We start from the raw sequence: 17,863 nt of genomic DNA on the forward strand, positions 1-17,863 counted from the left end.
AAACACCGTACGACCGAGCCGACTCCCCGGCGCAGGTGAAATTCGATCAGGATCCGCCACAACCGAAACGGGTCCCGGATCACTCCTTGTGTGGTTGGGAGGCCGGGTTGCGAAACGAACGAGAGTACGTCGAGTACGTGCAGGCACGGATGCCGTGGTTGCGACGGCTGGCGTACCGGCTGTGCGGGCAGTGGCCGGCCGCGGACGACCTGGTGCAGGACTGCCTAGTGGCGCTGTACCGGCACTGGCGCAAGGCGTCGGCGGCGGAGTCGGTCGACGCCTACGTGCGGGCGATCCTGGTCCACTCCTACCTGGCCGAGCGGCAGCGGTCGTGGACCCGCCGGGTCTGGCCGGTGGCCGAGGTGACCGGGCCCGCGACGGTGCCGATGGCGAGCGCCGAACACCGCGTCGACCTGCTGGCCGCGCTCGCGAAGCTGTCCGCCGGGCAGCGTGCGGTCCTGGTCCTGCGCTACTGGGAGGACCTCGATGTGGCGCAGACCGCGACGGCGCTGGGCTGCTCGACCGGGACGGTCAAGAGCCAGACGTCGTACGCCATCGCGGCGCTGCGCCGCCTGCTGCCCGAATACGAGCCGGGAAGGTCGGACACACCATGAGAGAATTGTTCGCCGCCGTACCGGACGATCCGCCACCCGCGCTGCCGCCCGGCCACCTGGACGTCGTGCTCGCCCGGGCCCGCCGCGAGGTCCGGCACCGGCGGATCGGCGCCGCAGGCCTAAGCGCGGTCGTCGTGCTCCTGCTCGCCGTCCTCGTCGTGCCCGGGTTCCCGCTGCCCGCGCCGACGGCCGCACCGCCGAGCAGCCCGAGCCTGCCGGACCGGCTCGCCGGATACTCGATGCTCACCAGCACCGTCGGCCAGGCTCCCCCCGGCCGCGCGATCGCCCTCTACGGCTACGGCAACGGAGAGCTGTTCAACATGTTCCAGCCGCTGGTCGTCGGGGCCGACCGGGACACCTACCGGCAGGTCGACGCCATGCAGGAACGGGGGCGTCCCTCCGCGCTGCTCGCGCCGGACGGCACCGGCGTGCTGCTCGGCGACGACCGCGGCGCGACCGCGGACCTGGTCCTGGTCGACCTGGCCACCGGTGCGCGCAGGTCGATCCCGATCGGCGACCCGGTCGGCGTACGGCTGCTGGCCTGGTCTGCCGACGGCCGCCACGTCGCGTACAGCGCCGCGCCGCTGACCGGGTCCGGTGACTTCGGCAGCGTGAACTTCGTCGCGGCCGAGGTGGCCCGCACCGGCACGCTGAGACTGCTCGACCTGTCCACCGGGCGCAGCACCGCGGTGCCGTCGATCGCACCGGCGTGGACGGCGGCGTTCGCGCCCGACAGCCGCCGGCTCGCCGTCCAGGTCGGCCAGCACGCGCACCTGCTCGACGTCGACGGCCGCGAGTACGGCACCGTCGAGCTGCCGGCCGGACGCGAGCTGGCCGCCGACGTCGGCTGGTCGCCGGACGGCGAGTTCCTGGCCACCGTGCCGTGGCTGTCGGACGGGCCGTTCAACGGCACCACCGGCGGCGACACCGGCCACGCCACGTTCCTGTGGAAAGCCGGCGACGTCGCGTTCTGGCCCATCGCGGCCGACCCGCCGGTGACGGCTCCGCCGCCGGTCGGCGATGTCGTGCAGCTGCTCGGCTGGCGCTCGGCGAGCACGGTGGTCGTCGCGACCGTCGACGACGCCGGCCGGCTTTCGCTCGCGGAGGTGCAGCTGGGCACCGGCACCCGCCGGACGCTGTCGAGCTTCGACACCGGCAGCACCTGCGAGCTGGGCATGCAGACCTGCCGCACGTTCGACCTGCACCTGGCCACCGGCATGCTGCCCGAGCTGACCGTCCGGACGGCCGGCAGCCCGCAGCGCGGCCCGTGGCCGCTGGCCCTGAGCGCCGTCGTCGCCGTCGTCGCCATAGGTGCCGGGCTGCTGATCTGGCGGCGGATACGCCGGTCGGCACGTCGGCTGCGAGCGGCGGTCTAGCGGCTGCTGCAACGCGAGTCGCCCCGGGCAGCACTGCTGCCCGGGGCGACTCGGTTGCCTACCTGACCACGGCGGGTGGGCGGGTACGACGCACCGCGCCCACCCCGTCACCGCGTCGGAGATGTGCTCGCTTCGGGTACCGGCCGACCCGCCGACGGAGTCGGCAGTGGACCGTCCGCTGTCGGGATCAGGTCCAGCAGTGCCCGGTCGGCGACGACGACCTTGAGCTCGTCGACACTGATCACCGGGACTGCCTCCGCATCGTTGCGCTCCATGACCACCGCGCGGTGATCGGCGTAGACGGCGCCGACGGTGACGCTGGTGCTGGCGTACGCCGTCGCGTACAGCAGGGGCTCGGCGTTCACGCCCGCCTGGCAGAACAGGACGTCCAGGTGCCCCTCGGCGGCGAGGGCGTCCAGGTCGGCACAGGAGTCCGGCACCCACCGGACGGTGTCGTACACATACAGGTTCACGGTGAGGTGGCCGTGCTCACGAAGGTGACCCAGGTTGATCACGGTGTAGGCGTTCGACGCCCCCGGCTCGCCCCAGTTGCAGATGTCATGAGTGTTCTGCACGACGTAGTCGTCGCGGTCGGGCAGCAGACCCAGCACCGTCTGCACATACTTCGGCCAGTGCTGCTCCGCGACCTCCTTGGTCGTCGGGTTGACCATGGGCGCGTCCTGGCAGCCGCCCAGACCCGCCGCGGACGCGGCAGCGCCGACCGGCAGGGTGAATCCGGGTGAATCGGCACGCGGACCGCCTGTGACCAGGAAGGGGACGGACAGACCGGCCACGGTGGCGAGCGCGGCCAGCGCCGCCAGGACACCACGCATGCGCCGCATGCCCTTGGCCCCCCGCAGCGCGGCATCGGCGAGGTCAGGCGGACCGGCGACGTCCGACAGCCGCTGCATGGCCGCTTTCAGATCAGGTTCGTGTGGCGCGTTCATACTGGCTCCTCGATGTATCTCAGCTCCGGACACAGCACACGAAGGCGGGTCAGCGTGCGATGGACCTGACTGCGAACTGTCCCGACCGAGGTGCCCATCAGCGCGGCCACCTCTGCCTCTGGCAGGTCCTCGTAGTAGCGCAGCACCACCACCGCCCGCTGCCGGCGGGTCAGCTCGCCGAGCACCCGTGACAGCGCCAGTTTGAGGACCGTCTCGCTGGACGGATCCTCGACCGCGGTCATCTCGGGCAGCAGGCCCATCACGTGCTCGCGGCGGTTCCGGCTGCCCCGCCAGATGCTGATGTGCTGGCGATACAGGATCTTGCGGACGTACGCGTCCGGCGATCCCGATCGGTGCACTCTCGGCCAGTGCAACGCCAGTTTCGTCAGCGCGACCTGAATCAGGTCCTCGGCGTCCTGGTGATGCCCGGTGAGCAGGTAGGCGAGGCGATACAGGGCCCCTTGTCGCAGCGCCACATACTCCCGGAACTCCCGCTCGGCGAGTTCGTCCATCAGGTTCTCCCCTCGTGTCACCTGTCCACACGCGATCGGAGGGGCGTCGCTATGTCACTTGCGGACAGGTTTTCCGGGGAATCCGATATCGCCGGTAAGAATCGGTCGCGCAGCGCCACTACTGGTCGACGGCTAACCTTCCCCAAGGAGCAGGGCCAGTGACACATTCCGCACAGCGGGCGCGGTTCACCGCGCTGTTCGACCGACATCGCCGGCAGGTCTACGCGTACGCGGTGACCCGGGCCGGGCGTGGTGCCGCCGACGACATCGTCAACGACACCTTCCTCGTGGCGTGGCGGCGGCTCGACGCCGTCCCCGCCGACCCCCTGCCGTGGCTGCTCGGCGTGGCCCGCAACGTCGTGCACGAGCAGCACCGCGCCGAGGCCCGCCAGCTCAGCCTGTTGTCGCAGGCCGAAGCCGCGGTCGAGGGCGACGTGGCCGACGTGGTGGCCGAGCGGTCGGCGACCCTCGCGGCCCTCGACGCCCTCGGCGCCGCCGACCGCGAGCTGCTCACCCTCGTCGCCTGGCACGGCCTGTCGGCGCGCGACGCCGCGAAGGTGGTCGGCTGCGCGACAGCCACCTTCTTCGTACGGCTGCACCGCGCCCGGAACCGGTTCGACAACGCCCTCGCCGCACAGTCGGCCATGGCCGCCCGCATCCCTTCAGCACACAGGAGATCCGCAGATGAATCGCCATCGCCGCGCGTTGCAGCTGATCGCTGACGCGCGTCCCGCGGTGCTCGACGACGCCCCGGACGGGCCTGCGCCGCACTTTCCCGAACTGCCGGCAGGCGTACGGTCCGTGCCGCGCTCGCGCCCCCGCCTGGTCCTGGCCGCTCTGCTGCCCGCCGCGGCCGCAGGCCTGATCGCCGTCGCGCTCGTCGTGTCCACCTCGCACACGCCCGTCGAGGTGCCCGAAGCCCGGCCGGAGCAGTCCGCCCCGCCAGCCGAACCGGTGACCGCGCGCGCCGTCCTGCTCGCGGCGGCCGACAAAACCGCCGCACTGGCCCCGGAGACCGGCGGGTACTGGGTGACCGAACAGGAGATGTACCACCTGTACGACGTCGGCGGATACCACGTCCTCGGCCGCAACGAGGTCGAGACCTGGCATGCGATGCGTGCCGGGGGACAGCTCGTCATCGTGACCCGGTGGCTGGGTGCGGCCCCGGCGACCGACGCCGACCGGGCCGCGTGGGCGGCGGCGGGATCGCCGAAGCAGTGGACGTCCGCCGGGCCCGACGGCAAGGTGGGCAGGCAGATCCCGGCCGGACCCGGCACACGCAAAGTCGGCGCCACGACCAGCCCCGGCTTCGAACTGGGCGGCCGGAAGCTCACCTACGCGCAGGTCCAGGCGCTGCCGACCGATCCGGACGCGCTCAAGGCATACCTCATCAAGGCCGACGATGAGACGCGCGGCGACCTGCGGCCCGACGAATTGGAGCGGTGGCGGGTGGAGATGCTCTTCTCCAGCGCCCGCAACCTGCTCACAGAGCTGCCGGTGGGTCCGCGGGTGCGCGCGGCGACCTACCGGATGCTGGCCGGCCTGCCCGGCCTGAAGCTCACCGAGAACGTGCGCGACGAGCGCGGGCGTACGGGCGCGGGGATCGGCTACGCGTACCGCAACGAAGACGGCAGCACGTACGAGTCGACGCTGGTCATCGACCCGCAGTCGGGTGCCCTGCTGGCGCTGAAGGAACCGTCGTCGAGCGTCGTGCTGCTCGACGACCGGTTCACGGACACGTCGCCGCCGCGGTCCTGACCGCACGGCCGCCCGCGGCCGGACAGCGCACATCCCCATCTCCCCGGTGCGGGCCGGACCTGATCCGGCCCGCACCCGGCTTCAGCGTGCCCGAAAACATCCCCCTCATAGGACGGAACATCTCCCATGCGATGGAAGCGAACACTCACCGCGGCGCTCCTGCTACCGGCCGGCCTGCTGGCCGGGCCCCTGCCCGGCACCGCGCAGCCCGCGGCGGCGACACAGGCGACGGCCGGCGCGGCGACGCCGCGTGCCCGAGCCGGACAGACGGTCACCCTGGTGACAGGCGACCAGGTCACCGTCGGCGACGGCACAGCGGTGTCGATCCAGCCGGCGAAGGGCCGCGCCCACGTCACCTTCGCGACCAGCCGGTCCCGGGGCCACCTGCGGGTGATCCCGAGCGACGCCATGGCACTGCTGACCGCGGGCCGGCTGGACCCGCGGCTGTTCGACGTCACGGCCCTGCTGGCGTACGGCTACGACGCCCAGCGCGCCGAGCTTCCGCTCCTCGTCACCGCCGACGGTGCGGGCGCGGCACAGACCCGCTCGGCTGCCGCCGCCATGCCGACCGGCGGACGGGTCCGGCGGCAGCTGCCCCGGCTGGGGATGCTGTCCGTCGCGCAGGACCGCGCGCAGGCGGCCGCGTTCTGGCGGGAACTGACGGGCCAGACCGGACAGGCGATGCGCCCCGGGATCGCCAAGGTATGGCTGGACGCCCTGCTCAAACCTACCCTCGACGGGAGCGTCGCGCAGATCGGCGCACCCGCGGCCTGGCAGGCGGGGCTCACCGGTCAGGGCGTGACCGTGGCGGTGCTCGACACCGGCATCGACGACACCCATCCCGACCTCGCCGGCAAGGTGACCGCCCGCAGCAACTTCACCGGTGGCGTCGACCAGGGCGGTGAGGACGACCGCGACCTCACCGGCCACGGCACCCACGTCGCGTCGACCGTCGCGGGCAGCGGCGCGGCCTCGGGCGGCCGGTACCGTGGTGTCGCCCCCGGCGTGCGGCTGCTCGACGGCAAGGTCTGCGTCGAGTGGGGCTGCGAGGAGTCGTGGATCCTGGCCGGGATGCAGTGGGCCGCCGCGGAGCAGCGCGCCAGGATCGTCAACATGAGCCTGGGCGGGTGGGACTCGCCGGGGATCGATCCCCTGGAAGAGGCGGTCGAGACCCTCACCCGGCAGTACGGCACCCTGTTCGTGATCGCGGCCGGCAACGACGGACCGTACGCGACGTCGGTGAGCAGCCCGGCCAGCGCCGACGCGGCGTTGGCGGTCGGCGCGGTCGGCAAGACCGACGCGATCGCCGACTTCTCCGGCCGCGGACCCCGGACCGGCGACGGCGGCATCAAACCGGACCTGACCGCACCCGGCGTGGACATCACCGCCGCGCGGAGCAAGGACGCCACAAGCCTCGGCGGCGATCCCGGCGACTCCTACGTGACCCTGTCCGGCACGTCGATGGCGACACCGCACACCGCCGGAGCGGCCGCGATCCTCGCCCAGCAGCACCCGGCGTGGACCGGCCCACGGATCAAGGCCGCGCTGATGGGCACGGCCCGGCCGAACGCGTCGGCCACCGTCTTCGACCAGGGTGCCGGGCGGGTGGACGTCGCCGCGGCCGTCGACCAGGCGGTGACCGCCGAACCCGGCAGTCTCAGCTTCGGCACGCAACTCTGGCCGCACGGCGACGACCCGGTGCTGACCCGCGCCGTCACCTACGCCAACGCGTCGACGACGCCGATCACCCTCGACCTGGCCGCCACCGCCACGATCGCCGGCAGCCCCGCGCCGGCCGGCATGTTCACCGTCGCCCCCGGACGGCTGACGGTCCCCGCGGGCGGCAGCGCGCAGGCGACGGTCACCGCCGACACCCGGGTGGCCGGTCCGGACGGCCTGGCGGCCGGTGCGCTGACCGCGACCGGCGCCGACGGCCGCACGGTGCGTACGCCGTTCGGCGTGCACCGGGAGGCGGAGAGCTACACCGTCACCCTCGAGCACCTCGACCGCAACGGACGTCCGGCGCAGTTCGCCGACGACGTGACCCGATACGACGGCCTGGTCGGCTTCAACGCCGCGGGCTCGGACGGGACGGCCACCCTGCGTCTGCCCAAAGGCCGCTACGCGCTGAGCAGCTGGTTGGTCGACCGCGCGGACCCCGCCCTGACCCTGCTGGTCCATCCGGCGCTGGACGTGACCGCCGACCGTGTCGTGACGTTCGACGCGCGGCAGGGCAGGACGAGCATGATCACGGTGCCCCGACCGGCGGCGGCCCTGGCGTCGGTGAACATCGCGTTCAGCCTGCAGACCCCGAACGGCCCGATCGTCAGCGGGCAGGGCGGCTCGTCGTTCGAGAACCTCTACACCGCGGACGTCGGCGACGGCCTCCCGGCGGCGGGTTTCACCTCGTTCATCAGCGCGGTGTTCGCCAAGGAGGGCACCGACGCCGACGGCTACTTCCACGACAGCCCCTGGGTCTACACGATCAGCCACCACCAGACGAACGGGCGGCTGATCAGCGGATACCGGCGCAACGTCGCCGAAGGCGAACTCGTGACGCTGCCCGTCACCGTGGCCGCCGGAGACGAGCCGATGGACGGACTGTGGGGAGCCGCCAGCAGCATCCGGCCCGGCCGGGAGGACGAGACGCCCGTGTTCCCGATCGCCTCGAAGCTGCCGTCCACGACAGTCCACTACGTCGACGTCGAACCGGGCAAGCAGTGGCGCGCGCGGCTGTACCGCACCTGGACGGATCCGGTGTCAGGCGACGGCTGGCGTTACGGTCCCGTGGTGAGCGGCTGGACGGCATTCGTCGCGGGCCGGACCTACGAGCAGCGGTGGAACCAGGCCGTCTTCGGCCCCGCCTTCGCTGCCGGCGGCGACTCGACGACGGGCGTCACCCGCAGCGGCGACGTCATCGACGTGGACCTGTCGCTGTACGGCGACGGTGCGGGCCGGGTCGACCGCGAGGTCGGGCTGGGCACGACGGTGCTCCACCGCGACGGGGTCCGGGTCGGCGCTGCGGAGCTCGCCGGGCGCGGCGCGTTCACGGTCGCGCCGGGCGACGCGCGGTATCGGCTGGAGGTCGCCGCGGCGCGGGGAACCCCGTTCGCGTCGTCCACGCAGACGACCGCGGCCTGGACGTTCCGCTCCGGACACGGCACCGGGGTGCTGCCGCTCTGGGCGGTCCGGTTCTCACCGGCGCTGGACCGGTTCAACACTGCGCCGGCCGGTCGAACGTTCACGGTGCCGGTGTCGGTCGTCGCGCAGCCGGGCGCGCCGGTCGGGAAGATGAGCAGCCTGACCGTCGAGGTGTCCTATGACGACGGCAGCACCTGGGCCAGGACGGCGGTGCACCAGGGCATGATCACACTGCGCCATCCGGCGGGGGAGGGGTTCGTGTCACTGCGCGCCGTGGCCGTCGACATCCGCGGCAACAAGGTGGAGCAGGCCATCCTGCGCGCGTACCGGTTCAGCGGCTAGCCGCGTCGTGAGGTGAACGTGCCCGCCCAGCACCGGGCGGGCAGGCACGTTCACCTCACGCTGGCTGTTCTTCCCTCGCGTCCGTGGCCTGGGCTGCATGCGCCGGGCCGAGCCATGTCAGACCGCTGGCCTACGCTCAGGCCGTGGGAGTACATGAGCTCACCCGCGCCGAGGCACGCCGCATGGCCGTACGCGCCCAGCTGCTGGATCGGCCCCGGCCGACCGCACTGCTCGGCGTCGTGCAGCGGCTGACGCTGCTGCAGGCCGACCAGACGGCGGCCGTGGCGCCCAATGCGGATCTGGTGCTGTGGTCCCGGCTGGGGTCGGCCTACCGGCCGGCGGACCTCGAAGCCGCGCTGGGCGACCAGGCGCTGCTGGAGCTGCAGGGCATGATCCGTCCCGCCGCCGACCTCGCGCTCTACCGCGCGGACATGGCCGACTGGCCCGGCCGCGGTGAGCTGCTCGACTGGCAGGAGTACCGGAGCGACTGGGTCGAGGCCAACCGCGGCTGCCGGCTGGACATCCTTCGCCGCCTGCGCTCCGACGGGCCCCTGCCGGCCCGGGAACTGCCCGACTCGTGCGAGCTGCGGTGGCCGTCGAGCGGTTGGAGCAACGACCGCAACGTGCTCAAGATGCTGGAGTTGATGGAGGCGCGTGGCGAGGTCGCCGTCGCCGGCCGGGACGGCCGTGAGCGGCTGTGGGACCTGGCGGACCGGATCTTCCCCGATGACCGGGTGGTCGCGGCCGGCGAGGCGGCGCGGATCCGCGGCGAGCGGCGGCTGCGTTCGCTGGGTATCGCCCGCAGCAGCAGCGCCAAGCAGCCCGTCGAGCCGGTCGACGTGGACGAGGCCGGTGAACCGGCCGTGATCGAGGGACTGCGGGGCCGCTGGCGGGTCGACCCGGCCCAGCTGGGTCAGCCGTTCACCGGCCGGACCGCGCTGCTGTCGCCGCTGGACCGCCTCGTCTTCGACCGCAAGCGGATGACCGACCTGTTCGAGTTCGAGTATCAGCTGGAGATGTACAAACCCGCGGCCAAACGCCGGTGGGGCTACTGGGCCATGCCGATCCTGCACGGCGACCGGCTGGTCGGCAAACTCGACGCCACCGCCGACCGGCGTGCGGGTGTGCTGCGCGTCGACGCGATCCACCGGGACGTGCCGTTCACGAAGGCGATGACGGCCGCGGTCGACCGCGAGATCGCGGACCTGGCGGCGTGGCTCGACCTGCACCTCGACCGTCCGCTGGACTGATTCGCCATTGCCGGGCCAAATGTGACCCAGCTCAAATTGAAGGTCTTCCACGCAGGCGAGGTGTCACATTCGGGAGTGCTGTCCTGTCTTGACTGCATGGCGGCGCTCACCGAGCGGCAGGAGGGGGACGTGATGGCCACGGAACAGGACGCGCCGCGGGTGCTCATCGACAAACAGCACCCGCAGGTGTATCGCGCACAACGCGATCTTGCGGCAGCGGTCCGGCAGGCCACGCGCGACGCCGGGCTCGGCCGCGTCCTCGTCGAGCTGGTCAACATCCGGGTCTCGCAGCTCAACCGTTGCGCGTACTGCCTGGACGTGCACGTCCGTGACGCCCTGGCCGCCGGTGAGAACGCCCAGCGCATCGCCGTCCTGCCGGCCTGGAGTGACACGACCCTGTTCACCGATCGGGAACGGGCCGCGCTGACCCTGGCCGAATCCCTCACCACGCTGCCCGCCGACGGCGCGCAGGAACGGCACTACGCCACCGCCAGGCAGCACCTGACCGACGAGGAGATCTCCGCGCTGAGCTGGGTGATCATCGCCATGAACGCCTTCAACCGGATATCCATCGTCAGCCGCCACCCCGTCAGCCCGCAGCCCTGAGAGGAATCACGATGGCCGCCACCGTGGGCGACAATCCCGCCGAGAGCCGTTACGAGATCTACGACGGCGACCAGCTGGCCGGATGAGGCGGTGACCCTGAGGGCGCGCGGCTGTCGGGTCAACCCCTGGTGATCAGCTCATTGGCGTACGTCGCCACGTCCAGCACCGCCTGTTCGCCGGTGCGCCGGTGCACGTCAAGGGCCGTGTCGATGAACTTGATGCCGTGCGAGTCCTGGTCGTGCAACCCGCGTGCCATCAGGTCGGCCGGGTCCGTCGCGCCCCGATCCGGCATCGCCCTGGCGTCCGCGGGCGAGTACGCGCTGGTCACCGCGGCGGTGGCGGCCCAGGCGGCCTGCACGCTCGGCTCCCACAGCGCGGGCGGCAGCACCGGCACCACACGGGCGATCGCGCTGGGGGCGGTCGCCGCGTGCACCAGCATCACCGGGTTGCCGTGCCCGTGCGTGCCGTACCGCAGCACGGCCGCCTCGACGATGGCGGCCAACCGGTCCGGCAGACCGGACTCGCCGTCACCGGGCACCGCCCCGGCCGACTCCGGCCAGCCGGGCAGGTCGGCGAGCTGTGCCAGCCGGGTGCGGATGCCTGACCGCTGATGCGGCACCCGGGGCACCGCGTCCAAAGCCGAGCGCGGATCGGTCGACCGGTACGGCCCCTTGCCGGCCGGCGCCAGCGGCTGCCAACGGGCGGCCCAGTAGCCGAGCCCCGCGCCCAGCTCGGTCACCCGAGCCGGGGTCGCCGCGCCGTCGTGCTCGCTGTCGAGCAGGGCACGTACGGCGTGCCCGACCCTGATGACGCCGTGCGTGGCACCGGCCGCCACCCCCGGCAGCAGCCGCGGCCACCACTCGATCAGCACCTCGCGCCAGGGCCGCTCGGTGAGCTGCCGGTCGAAGAAGGTGAGCCAGTCACCGGTGCGGACCGGATCGCCCAGCGGCTCGCGCCACTGCCCGGCCGAGATGCGCTGGATGCCGCGCGGGCGTTCGGACAGCCGGTCGGCGTAACCGTCGATCCAGGCATGCACCCGGTCGCCGTATCCGTGCCGGACCAGGGCTTCGGCCGCCATCGGCGCGTGATTGGACAGCCAGCCGTCGCGCTCTGGCCCGGTCTGCTCCAGTCGCTGGTATACCTCGTCAAGAACCCCGTTTGTCATGGTCAACAGCATGCAATCTCAAGTGCACTTGATGTCAATGACTTCTGGCCTGCTATGACATCAACGCGAGCGGCGCCTGCCGGCACTGCATGTTCGCCGACGAGGCGGACAGCGGCGCTGTCGTCGATCATCGATACTCGTCACATGGACAGGCGTGGCGGGTGGCGGGCGATGCTCGTTGGGGTCACCGTGCTGGGCGTGCCGTTGCTGCTGTGCGTCGGGGCCTCGCGCCTGGGCTTCGGGCCGTTCGCCGAGGACGCCGGCGTGGTCGTCACGCAGCACCAGCCTCAGGAAGTGCGGGTGTCGGAGGCCGACCCTGAGCTCTTGACCGTCGGCGTGGCCTGGAGCGAGGACGGCTATTGCTCGGGTCAGTTCAGTCTGCCGGTGACCGAGACCCCCACCGAGGTTCGCCTGGGCACCGTGACCAGCCGTGCACACCCGGGCGGCGTCTGCCCCGGGCTCGGCACGTGGGACGGCATGGCGTGGGAAACCGTACGCCTCGGCGGTCCACTGGCGAATCGCGTGGTCGTCCGCGACACCGACGGCGCGCGCCTACCCGTGTACGACGAGAGCCGACGGCCGGTGATCCCCTCGCCCACGTCCTGACCGTCGTCGCGCGCCCCTGATCACGATGCGCCGGAACTGCTGCCGCGCCGACCGCCCGCCGGTCAGCGCGTGCCGGGTGGGACGGGGCCGGTGGAGTCGCGGATGACGAGTTCGGGGGCGAGTTCGACGTGCAGCGCCTCGAGCTGGTGGCGTTCCAGCAGGCGGGCCAGCAGGCTGACCGCCATGCGGCCCATCTCCTCCAGCGGCTGGCGGACCGTGGTCAGCCGGGGCGTGGTCGCCTGGGCGAGGTCGATGTCGTCGAAGCCGGTGACCGACAGGTCCGCGGGCACGCGCAACCCGCGTTCGGCGGCGGCAGCGAGCGCGCCCACGGCTGCCTTGTCGTTGAACCCGACCAGGGCGGTCGGCCGCCGCGGCAGGTCGAGCAGTTCACCGGCGGCCCGGTAGCCGAATTCGGTGGTGGGTTCGGCCGAGCGCACCAGTGCGGGGTCGGCCAGGATGCCGACGTCGGCGAGTGCCGAGGCGTGTCCGGCCAGCCGGGCGCTGCCGGCGACCCAGTTGTGCGGGCCGGCCAGGACGCCGATGTGGCGGTGGCCGAGCTGGGCGAGGTGGGCGGTCATGGCGCGGGCGCCGGAGAAGTGCGCCGCGGACACGGCGGGGATGTCGCGCGGGGTGGGGGTGCGCGGATCGGCGACCACGAACGGGAAGCCGCTGTCGCGCAGGGCTTCCAGCTGGGCGCTGGGTTCCGGCGGCAGGATGAGGATGGCTCCGCCGATGCCGGGCTGCTCGGGCAGCGTGGGCAGGACGTCTTCGTCCTGGGCGAGCTGCCCGGCGTCGAGGATGAGGTGCCTGCCGTGCACGAGCAGGGTCTCGGCGATGGAGGAGACGATCAGCCCGAAGTAGTCGGTGAGCTGGTAGGGGCAGCGTACGAAGACGGCGCTGCGGTGGCGGGGGCGCGCGGGTGGGGTCCGCGGGGCGGGCGCCTGGGTGCCGAGCCGGTCGACGGCCTGCTGCACCAGGTCGCGGGTGCGGGGCGCGACGTGCGGGTATCCGTTGAGGACCCGGGAGACGGTGGCGATGGACAGGCCGGTCTCGGCGGCGATGTCGCGCACCGTGGCCCGGGCGCGGCTAGCCATGTGTGTCACCCGCCTGTTTCATGCGAGCAGCATAGAGGACCATGTTGCCGCGCGGATGTTTCAAGTCTTGTTACAGGCTTCCTTGTGGGATAAGTCCAGCTAGATATCCCATTCCTAAATGGTCATGGCGGCACATATTGACATCTTCAAGTGGCGGGTGGTTGTCTGCCGGACATAGATGTTTCACGCTTGTTTCAGTTGTTACAAGATGGAGCGTCCGCGGTCCCGGCGGACGCGGGACCCGAGGTGAACGATGAGCAGATCCCTGATCGGCATGACGGCCGCGGCGCTGACGGTCGCGCTGACGGCGGGCGGCGCGGCGACGGCCGCACCGCCCGGCGGCCAGGCGCCCGTGCGCGCACGGGTGTTCGTGACCACCGTCGACCGGGCCGAGCTGCTGCAGGAACGCGATCCGGTGCGGTTCCTGCCCGGCCGGTCGGCACACCCGACGATCGTGGTGGACCCCCGGCAGACCTACCAGAGCATGGACGGCTTCGGCGCCTCGCTGACCGACTCGTCGGCGAGCCTGCTGCACGGCCTCGATCCGGCCGTCCGCGCCAAGGTCATGCGGCAGCTGTTCGACCCCGCCACCGGCATCGGCGTCGGCTTCCTGCGCCAGCCGATCGGGTCCTCGGACTTCACCGCGGCCGCGGCCCACTACACCTATGACGACATGCCACCCGGCCGCACCGACTTCGCGCTGCGCCACTTCAGCGTCGCCCGCGACCAGGCCGCCGTCCTGCCGGTGCTGCGCGAGGCACGCCGGCTCAACCCGCAGCTGAAGATCATGGCGACGCCGTGGAGCCCGCCTGCGTGGATGAAGACCACCGACTCGCTGATCGGCGGCCGGCTCAAGGACGACCCCGCGGTGTACGACGCGTACGCCCGTTACCTGGTCAAGTTCGTGCACGCCTACGCGGCCGCCGGCGTGCCGGTCGACTACCTGTCCCTGCAGAACGAGCCGCAGAACCGCGTCCCGTCCGGCTACCCGGGCACCGACCTGCCGGTCCGGCAGCAGCTGAAGGTGATCGCCGTGCTCGGGCCGCTGCTGCGCGCCGCCAGCCCACGCACGAAGATCCTCGCCTTCGACCACAACTGGGCCACCCACCCCAACGACGTCGCCTCCACCCCGCCCGGCGAGGACCCGGAGACCGACTACCCGTACGACGTGCTGGCCGACCCCGCCGCCAGGTGGGTCGCCGGGACCGCCTACCACTGCTACTACGGCGACCCGGCCGCGCAGAGCGCGCTGCACGACGCCCACCCCGACAAGGGGATCTGGCTGACCGAGTGCTCCGGGTCGCACGGCGCCGACGATCCGCCGGCGAAGTTCTTCCGCGACACCCTGGTCTGGCACGCCCGCACGCTGACCGTCGGGGCCACCCGCAACCACGCCAAGTCCGTGGTCAACTGGAACCTCGCCCTCGACCCGTCCGGCGGCCCGCACCTCGGCGGCTGCGACACCTGCACCGGCCTGGTCACCGTGGCCCCCGACGGCACGGTCACCACCAACGCCGAGTACTACACGATCGGGCACCTGTCGAAGTTCGTCCGGCCGGGCGCGGTGCGCATCGCCAGCACCTCGTTCGGCACCACCGGCTGGAACGGGCAGATCACCGACGTCGCGTTCCGCAACCCGGACGGCTCGACCGCCCTGGTCGTGCACAACGAGAACGACGACCCGCGCACGTTCGCCGTCGCGGTCGGTGCGCAGCTGTTCGAGTACACCCTGCCCGGCGGTGCGCTGGCCACCTTCACCTGGCCGGCGTCGCCGTCGCTGCGCGACCCGATGCGCCAGGTGCCGCTGCCCGGCGCGACCGCGGTCGCGCAGCCGACGGGGGAGAACCCGGCCGCCGCCGTCGACGGCGACGCCTCGACCCGCTGGAGCAGCGGGACCGCGCAGGCTCCCGGCCAGTACCTGCAGCTGGATCTGGGCGCGCAGACCGTGTTCCGGCGGGTCGCGATCGACAGCGGCGGCAACCTCGGCGACCACGCGCGCGGCTGGCGGGTGTCGGCCAGCACCGACGGCGTCACCTGGCGCGAGCTCGCCGCCGGTGACGGAGCCGGCCAGCTCACCCTCGTCGAGGTGCCGCCGACCCGAGCCCGGCACCTGCGGATCGAGGCCACCGCGACCGCCGGCAACTGGTGGAGCGTCGCCGACGTGCGGCTCTACCGCTGACCTTGCCCCCCGGTGGTGGGGCGGCAGGGGCGCCGTCCCACCACCACCCACGAACGTCGGTTCCGCGGCGATCTCCCCTCGCCGCGGAGCCGCGAGCACCGCATCCTTCCGTCCCGACACCTGGAGGAACCGTGCACCTCAGAACCAGACTGCTGGCCGCCGCGGCGGCCACCGCGACGGTCGCCGCCGTGGCGATCACCTTCACCGGCGGGCCCGCGCTCGCGGTCGCCGGGCCGACCGTCTCGTCGTGGATCACCACTCCCGACCGGTCGCAGCTGCTCGCGGCCGGTCCGAGCCCGACGTTCAACACCGACGGCACCCGGCCCGGCACCATGATCGACGTCAATGCGGCGCAGACGTTCCAGACGATCGACGGCTTCGGCGCGTCCATCACCGATTCGTCGGCCGCACTGCTGTACGGCCTGCCCGCCGCGCAGCGCGACCAGGTCATGCGCTCGCTGTTCAGCCCGGCCGAAGGCATCGGCATGAGCTTCCTGCGCCAGCCCATCGGCGCGTCGGATTTCGTGTCCGGGCCGCACTACACCTACAACGACCTGCCCTCGGGGCAGACCGACCTGAACCAGACCCGGTTCTCGATCGTCCACGACGAGGCGCGGATCCTGCCCCTGCTGCGCCAGGCGCTGCAACTCAATCCCGGCCTGAAGGTCATGGCCAGCCCGTGGAGTCCGCCGGCGTGGATGAAGACGAACAACTCGCTGGCCGGGGGCCGGATCAAGGACGATCCGGCGTACTTCCGCTCCTGGGCGCTGTACCTGGTGAAGTTCGTGCAGGCATATCAGGCCGCCGGGGTGCCGATCTACGCGCTGACGGTGCAGAACGAGCCGCAGAACCGCACCCCCGACAACTATCCCGGCACGGATCTGCCGGTGGCGCACCAGGACCGGGTCATCGGCGAGCTCGGCCCGATGCTCCAGGCCGCGGGCCTCGGCCACGTGAAGATCATCTCGTATGACCACAACTGGTCCCTGCACCCCGACGACGCCGCCGACGCCCAGCGCCTGGGCTACGACCCCGAGCCGAACTACCCGTACGACGCGCTGCGCGGCCCGGCCGCCTCGTGGATCGCCGGGACCGGCTACCACCACTACGCCGGGGACGCCTCCGCGCAGACCAACCTGCACAACGCGTTCCCGAACAAGGACATCTGGTTCACCGAGGGCTCCGGCTGGCGCGGGGTGAACGATCCGTTCGCCCAGTACTTCGCCGACACCCTCAAGTGGCACGCCCGCAACATCCACATCGCGGCGGTCCGCAACTGGGCCCGGGGCGTGCTCAACTGGAACCTCGCCCTCAACTCCCAGGGCGGGCCGGTCAACGGCGGCTGCGGCAGCAACCCCGACGGCGTGTGCACCGGCGTCGTCACCGTCGACGGGACCACCGTCACCCGCAACGCCGAGTACTACACCATCGGGCACATGAGCCGCTTCGTCCGCCCCGGCGCGGTGCGCATCGGCTCCAACAACGCCGGTGACCTGCACAACGTCGCGATGCGCAACACCGACGGCTCGATCAGCCTGGTGGTGACGAACATCAGCGGCGACTCGCGGCAGTTCGGCATCGCGTACAACGGCATGTTCGTCACCGCCACCCTGCCCGGCGGTGCGGTGGCCACCTACACCTGGAACGGCTCGGCCCCGCCCTCACCCAGCGCGTCGCCGTCGGCGAGCCCGAGCGCATCGCCTTCGGCCCGGCCCAGCACGTCACCGTCGGCGAGCCCGAGCCAGCCGTCCGGTCCGTGCCCGGTGTCGGAGACGGCGCACTACCGCATCGCGTCCGTGCACAGCGGCAAGGCCCTCGACGTCCGCGACGCCTCGACCGGCAACGGCGCGGCCGTCCAGCAGTGGGACTACTTCGCCAACGCCAACCAGCAGTGGCGTTTCACCGCCACCGGCGGCGGCTACTACCGCATCACGGCCCGCCACAGCGGCAAGTCCCTCGACGTCAAGGACTTGTCCACGGCCGACGGCGCGGGCGTGCAGCAGTGGGACTACACGGGCGGGGCCAACCAGCAGTGGCAGTTGCTCGCCGCGGGCGCCGGGACCTGCCGGATCGTGGCACGTCACAGCGGCAAGGCCCTCGACGTCAAGGACGTGTCCACGGTTAACGGCGCGGGGATCCAGCAGTGGTCGTACACCGGCGCGGCCAACCAGCGCTGGACGTTGACGGCTGTGAGCTGACCGAAAGCCGGGCGCGACCGCGCACCTGCGCGGTCGCGCCCGGCACGGGACTCCACCCGCCCCCGGGGGGGCGCG

Annotated in this window: 14 protein-coding genes; 10 read left to right on the plus strand and 4 right to left on the minus strand. The window is 72.2% G+C overall.

From position 1 onward, the window contains the following. Positions 1-107 precede the first annotated feature (107 nt). Together F9C41_RS06205 and F9C41_RS06210 are read left to right on the plus strand one after the other, a co-directional pair. Positions 108-614, plus strand: coding sequence for a SigE family RNA polymerase sigma factor (locus F9C41_RS06205; RefSeq protein ID WP_230689352.1), 507 nt, complete (start codon positions 108-110; stop codon positions 612-614). After that, a complete protein-coding gene (locus F9C41_RS06210) occupies positions 611-1,990 on the plus strand; it encodes a WD40 repeat domain-containing protein (RefSeq protein ID WP_155385695.1) in 1,380 nt (459 codons plus the stop codon). The genes F9C41_RS06205 and F9C41_RS06210 overlap by 4 nt, the downstream gene beginning before the upstream one ends. 107 nt (positions 1,991-2,097) lie before the next feature. Here the strand turns inward: F9C41_RS06210 and F9C41_RS06215 are convergent, their stop codons facing one another. Beyond that, positions 2,098-2,937, minus strand: a complete 840-nt coding sequence (locus tag F9C41_RS06215) for a hypothetical protein (RefSeq protein WP_155385696.1) — start codon at positions 2,935-2,937, stop codon at positions 2,098-2,100. After that, entirely contained in the window at positions 2,934-3,449 is a 516-nt protein-coding gene (locus F9C41_RS06220; protein WP_155385697.1) for a SigE family RNA polymerase sigma factor, read from the minus strand. Before F9C41_RS06220 ends, F9C41_RS06215 begins: the two co-directional genes overlap by 4 nt. A 158-nt stretch (positions 3,450-3,607) precedes the next feature. Here F9C41_RS06220 and F9C41_RS06225 point away from each other — a divergent pair, with 158 nt between their 5' ends. From F9C41_RS06225 to F9C41_RS06245, 5 genes are all read left to right on the plus strand, one after another. Further along, positions 3,608-4,171, plus strand: coding sequence for an RNA polymerase sigma factor (locus F9C41_RS06225; RefSeq protein WP_155385698.1), 564 nt, complete (start codon positions 3,608-3,610; stop codon positions 4,169-4,171). Next, positions 4,134-5,207 carry a CU044_5270 family protein gene (locus F9C41_RS06230; protein ID WP_155385699.1) on the plus strand — a complete coding sequence of 358 codons (1,074 nt, stop codon included), beginning with the start codon at positions 4,134-4,136 and terminating at the stop codon, positions 5,205-5,207. Before F9C41_RS06225 ends, F9C41_RS06230 begins: the two co-directional genes overlap by 38 nt. A gap of 126 nt (positions 5,208-5,333) precedes the next feature. Next, positions 5,334-8,690 (plus strand): S8 family serine peptidase, encoded by a 3,357-nt coding sequence (locus F9C41_RS06235; RefSeq protein WP_155385700.1) that lies wholly within the window; start codon positions 5,334-5,336, stop codon positions 8,688-8,690. A gap of 143 nt (positions 8,691-8,833) precedes the next feature. After that, a complete protein-coding gene (locus tag F9C41_RS06240) occupies positions 8,834-9,940 on the plus strand; it encodes a DNA glycosylase AlkZ-like family protein (RefSeq protein WP_230689353.1) in 1,107 nt (368 codons plus the stop codon). A 96-nt stretch (positions 9,941-10,036) separates the two neighbouring features. Next, on the plus strand, positions 10,037-10,546 hold the full coding sequence (locus F9C41_RS06245) for a carboxymuconolactone decarboxylase family protein (RefSeq protein WP_230689354.1): 510 nt from the start codon (positions 10,037-10,039) through the stop codon (positions 10,544-10,546). 118 nt (positions 10,547-10,664) lie between these two features. Here F9C41_RS06245 and F9C41_RS06250 read toward each other — a convergent pair whose 3' ends face one another. Then, positions 10,665-11,711, minus strand: a complete 1,047-nt coding sequence (locus F9C41_RS06250; RefSeq protein WP_155385701.1) for a questin oxidase family protein — start codon at positions 11,709-11,711, stop codon at positions 10,665-10,667. A gap of 144 nt (positions 11,712-11,855) precedes the next feature. On the opposite strand from F9C41_RS06250, the gene F9C41_RS06255 reads away from it, so the two are divergent. Next, positions 11,856-12,317 carry a hypothetical protein gene (locus F9C41_RS06255; RefSeq protein ID WP_155385702.1) on the plus strand — a complete coding sequence of 154 codons (462 nt, stop codon included), beginning with the start codon at positions 11,856-11,858 and terminating at the stop codon, positions 12,315-12,317. A 62-nt stretch (positions 12,318-12,379) separates the two neighbouring features. Here the strand turns inward: F9C41_RS06255 and F9C41_RS06260 are convergent, their stop codons facing one another. Beyond that, positions 12,380-13,411, minus strand: coding sequence for a LacI family DNA-binding transcriptional regulator (locus tag F9C41_RS06260; RefSeq protein WP_155385703.1), 1,032 nt, complete (start codon positions 13,409-13,411; stop codon positions 12,380-12,382). 253 nt (positions 13,412-13,664) lie between these two features. Between F9C41_RS06260 and F9C41_RS06265 the strand changes: the two genes are divergently transcribed. Together F9C41_RS06265 and F9C41_RS06270 are read left to right on the plus strand one after the other, a co-directional pair. Next, entirely contained in the window at positions 13,665-15,590 is a 1,926-nt protein-coding gene (locus F9C41_RS06265; protein ID WP_230689355.1) for a discoidin domain-containing protein, read from the plus strand. Between the two features lie 131 nt (positions 15,591-15,721). Then, a complete protein-coding gene (locus tag F9C41_RS06270) occupies positions 15,722-17,788 on the plus strand; it encodes an RICIN domain-containing protein (RefSeq protein WP_155385704.1) in 2,067 nt (688 codons plus the stop codon). The last annotated feature ends 75 nt before the right edge of the window (positions 17,789-17,863 follow it).

Origin of the sequence: Catellatospora paridis, from assembly GCF_009720365.1 — a bacterium.
GTDB classification, from domain to species: Bacteria; Actinomycetota; Actinomycetes; order Mycobacteriales; family Micromonosporaceae; genus Catellatospora; species Catellatospora paridis.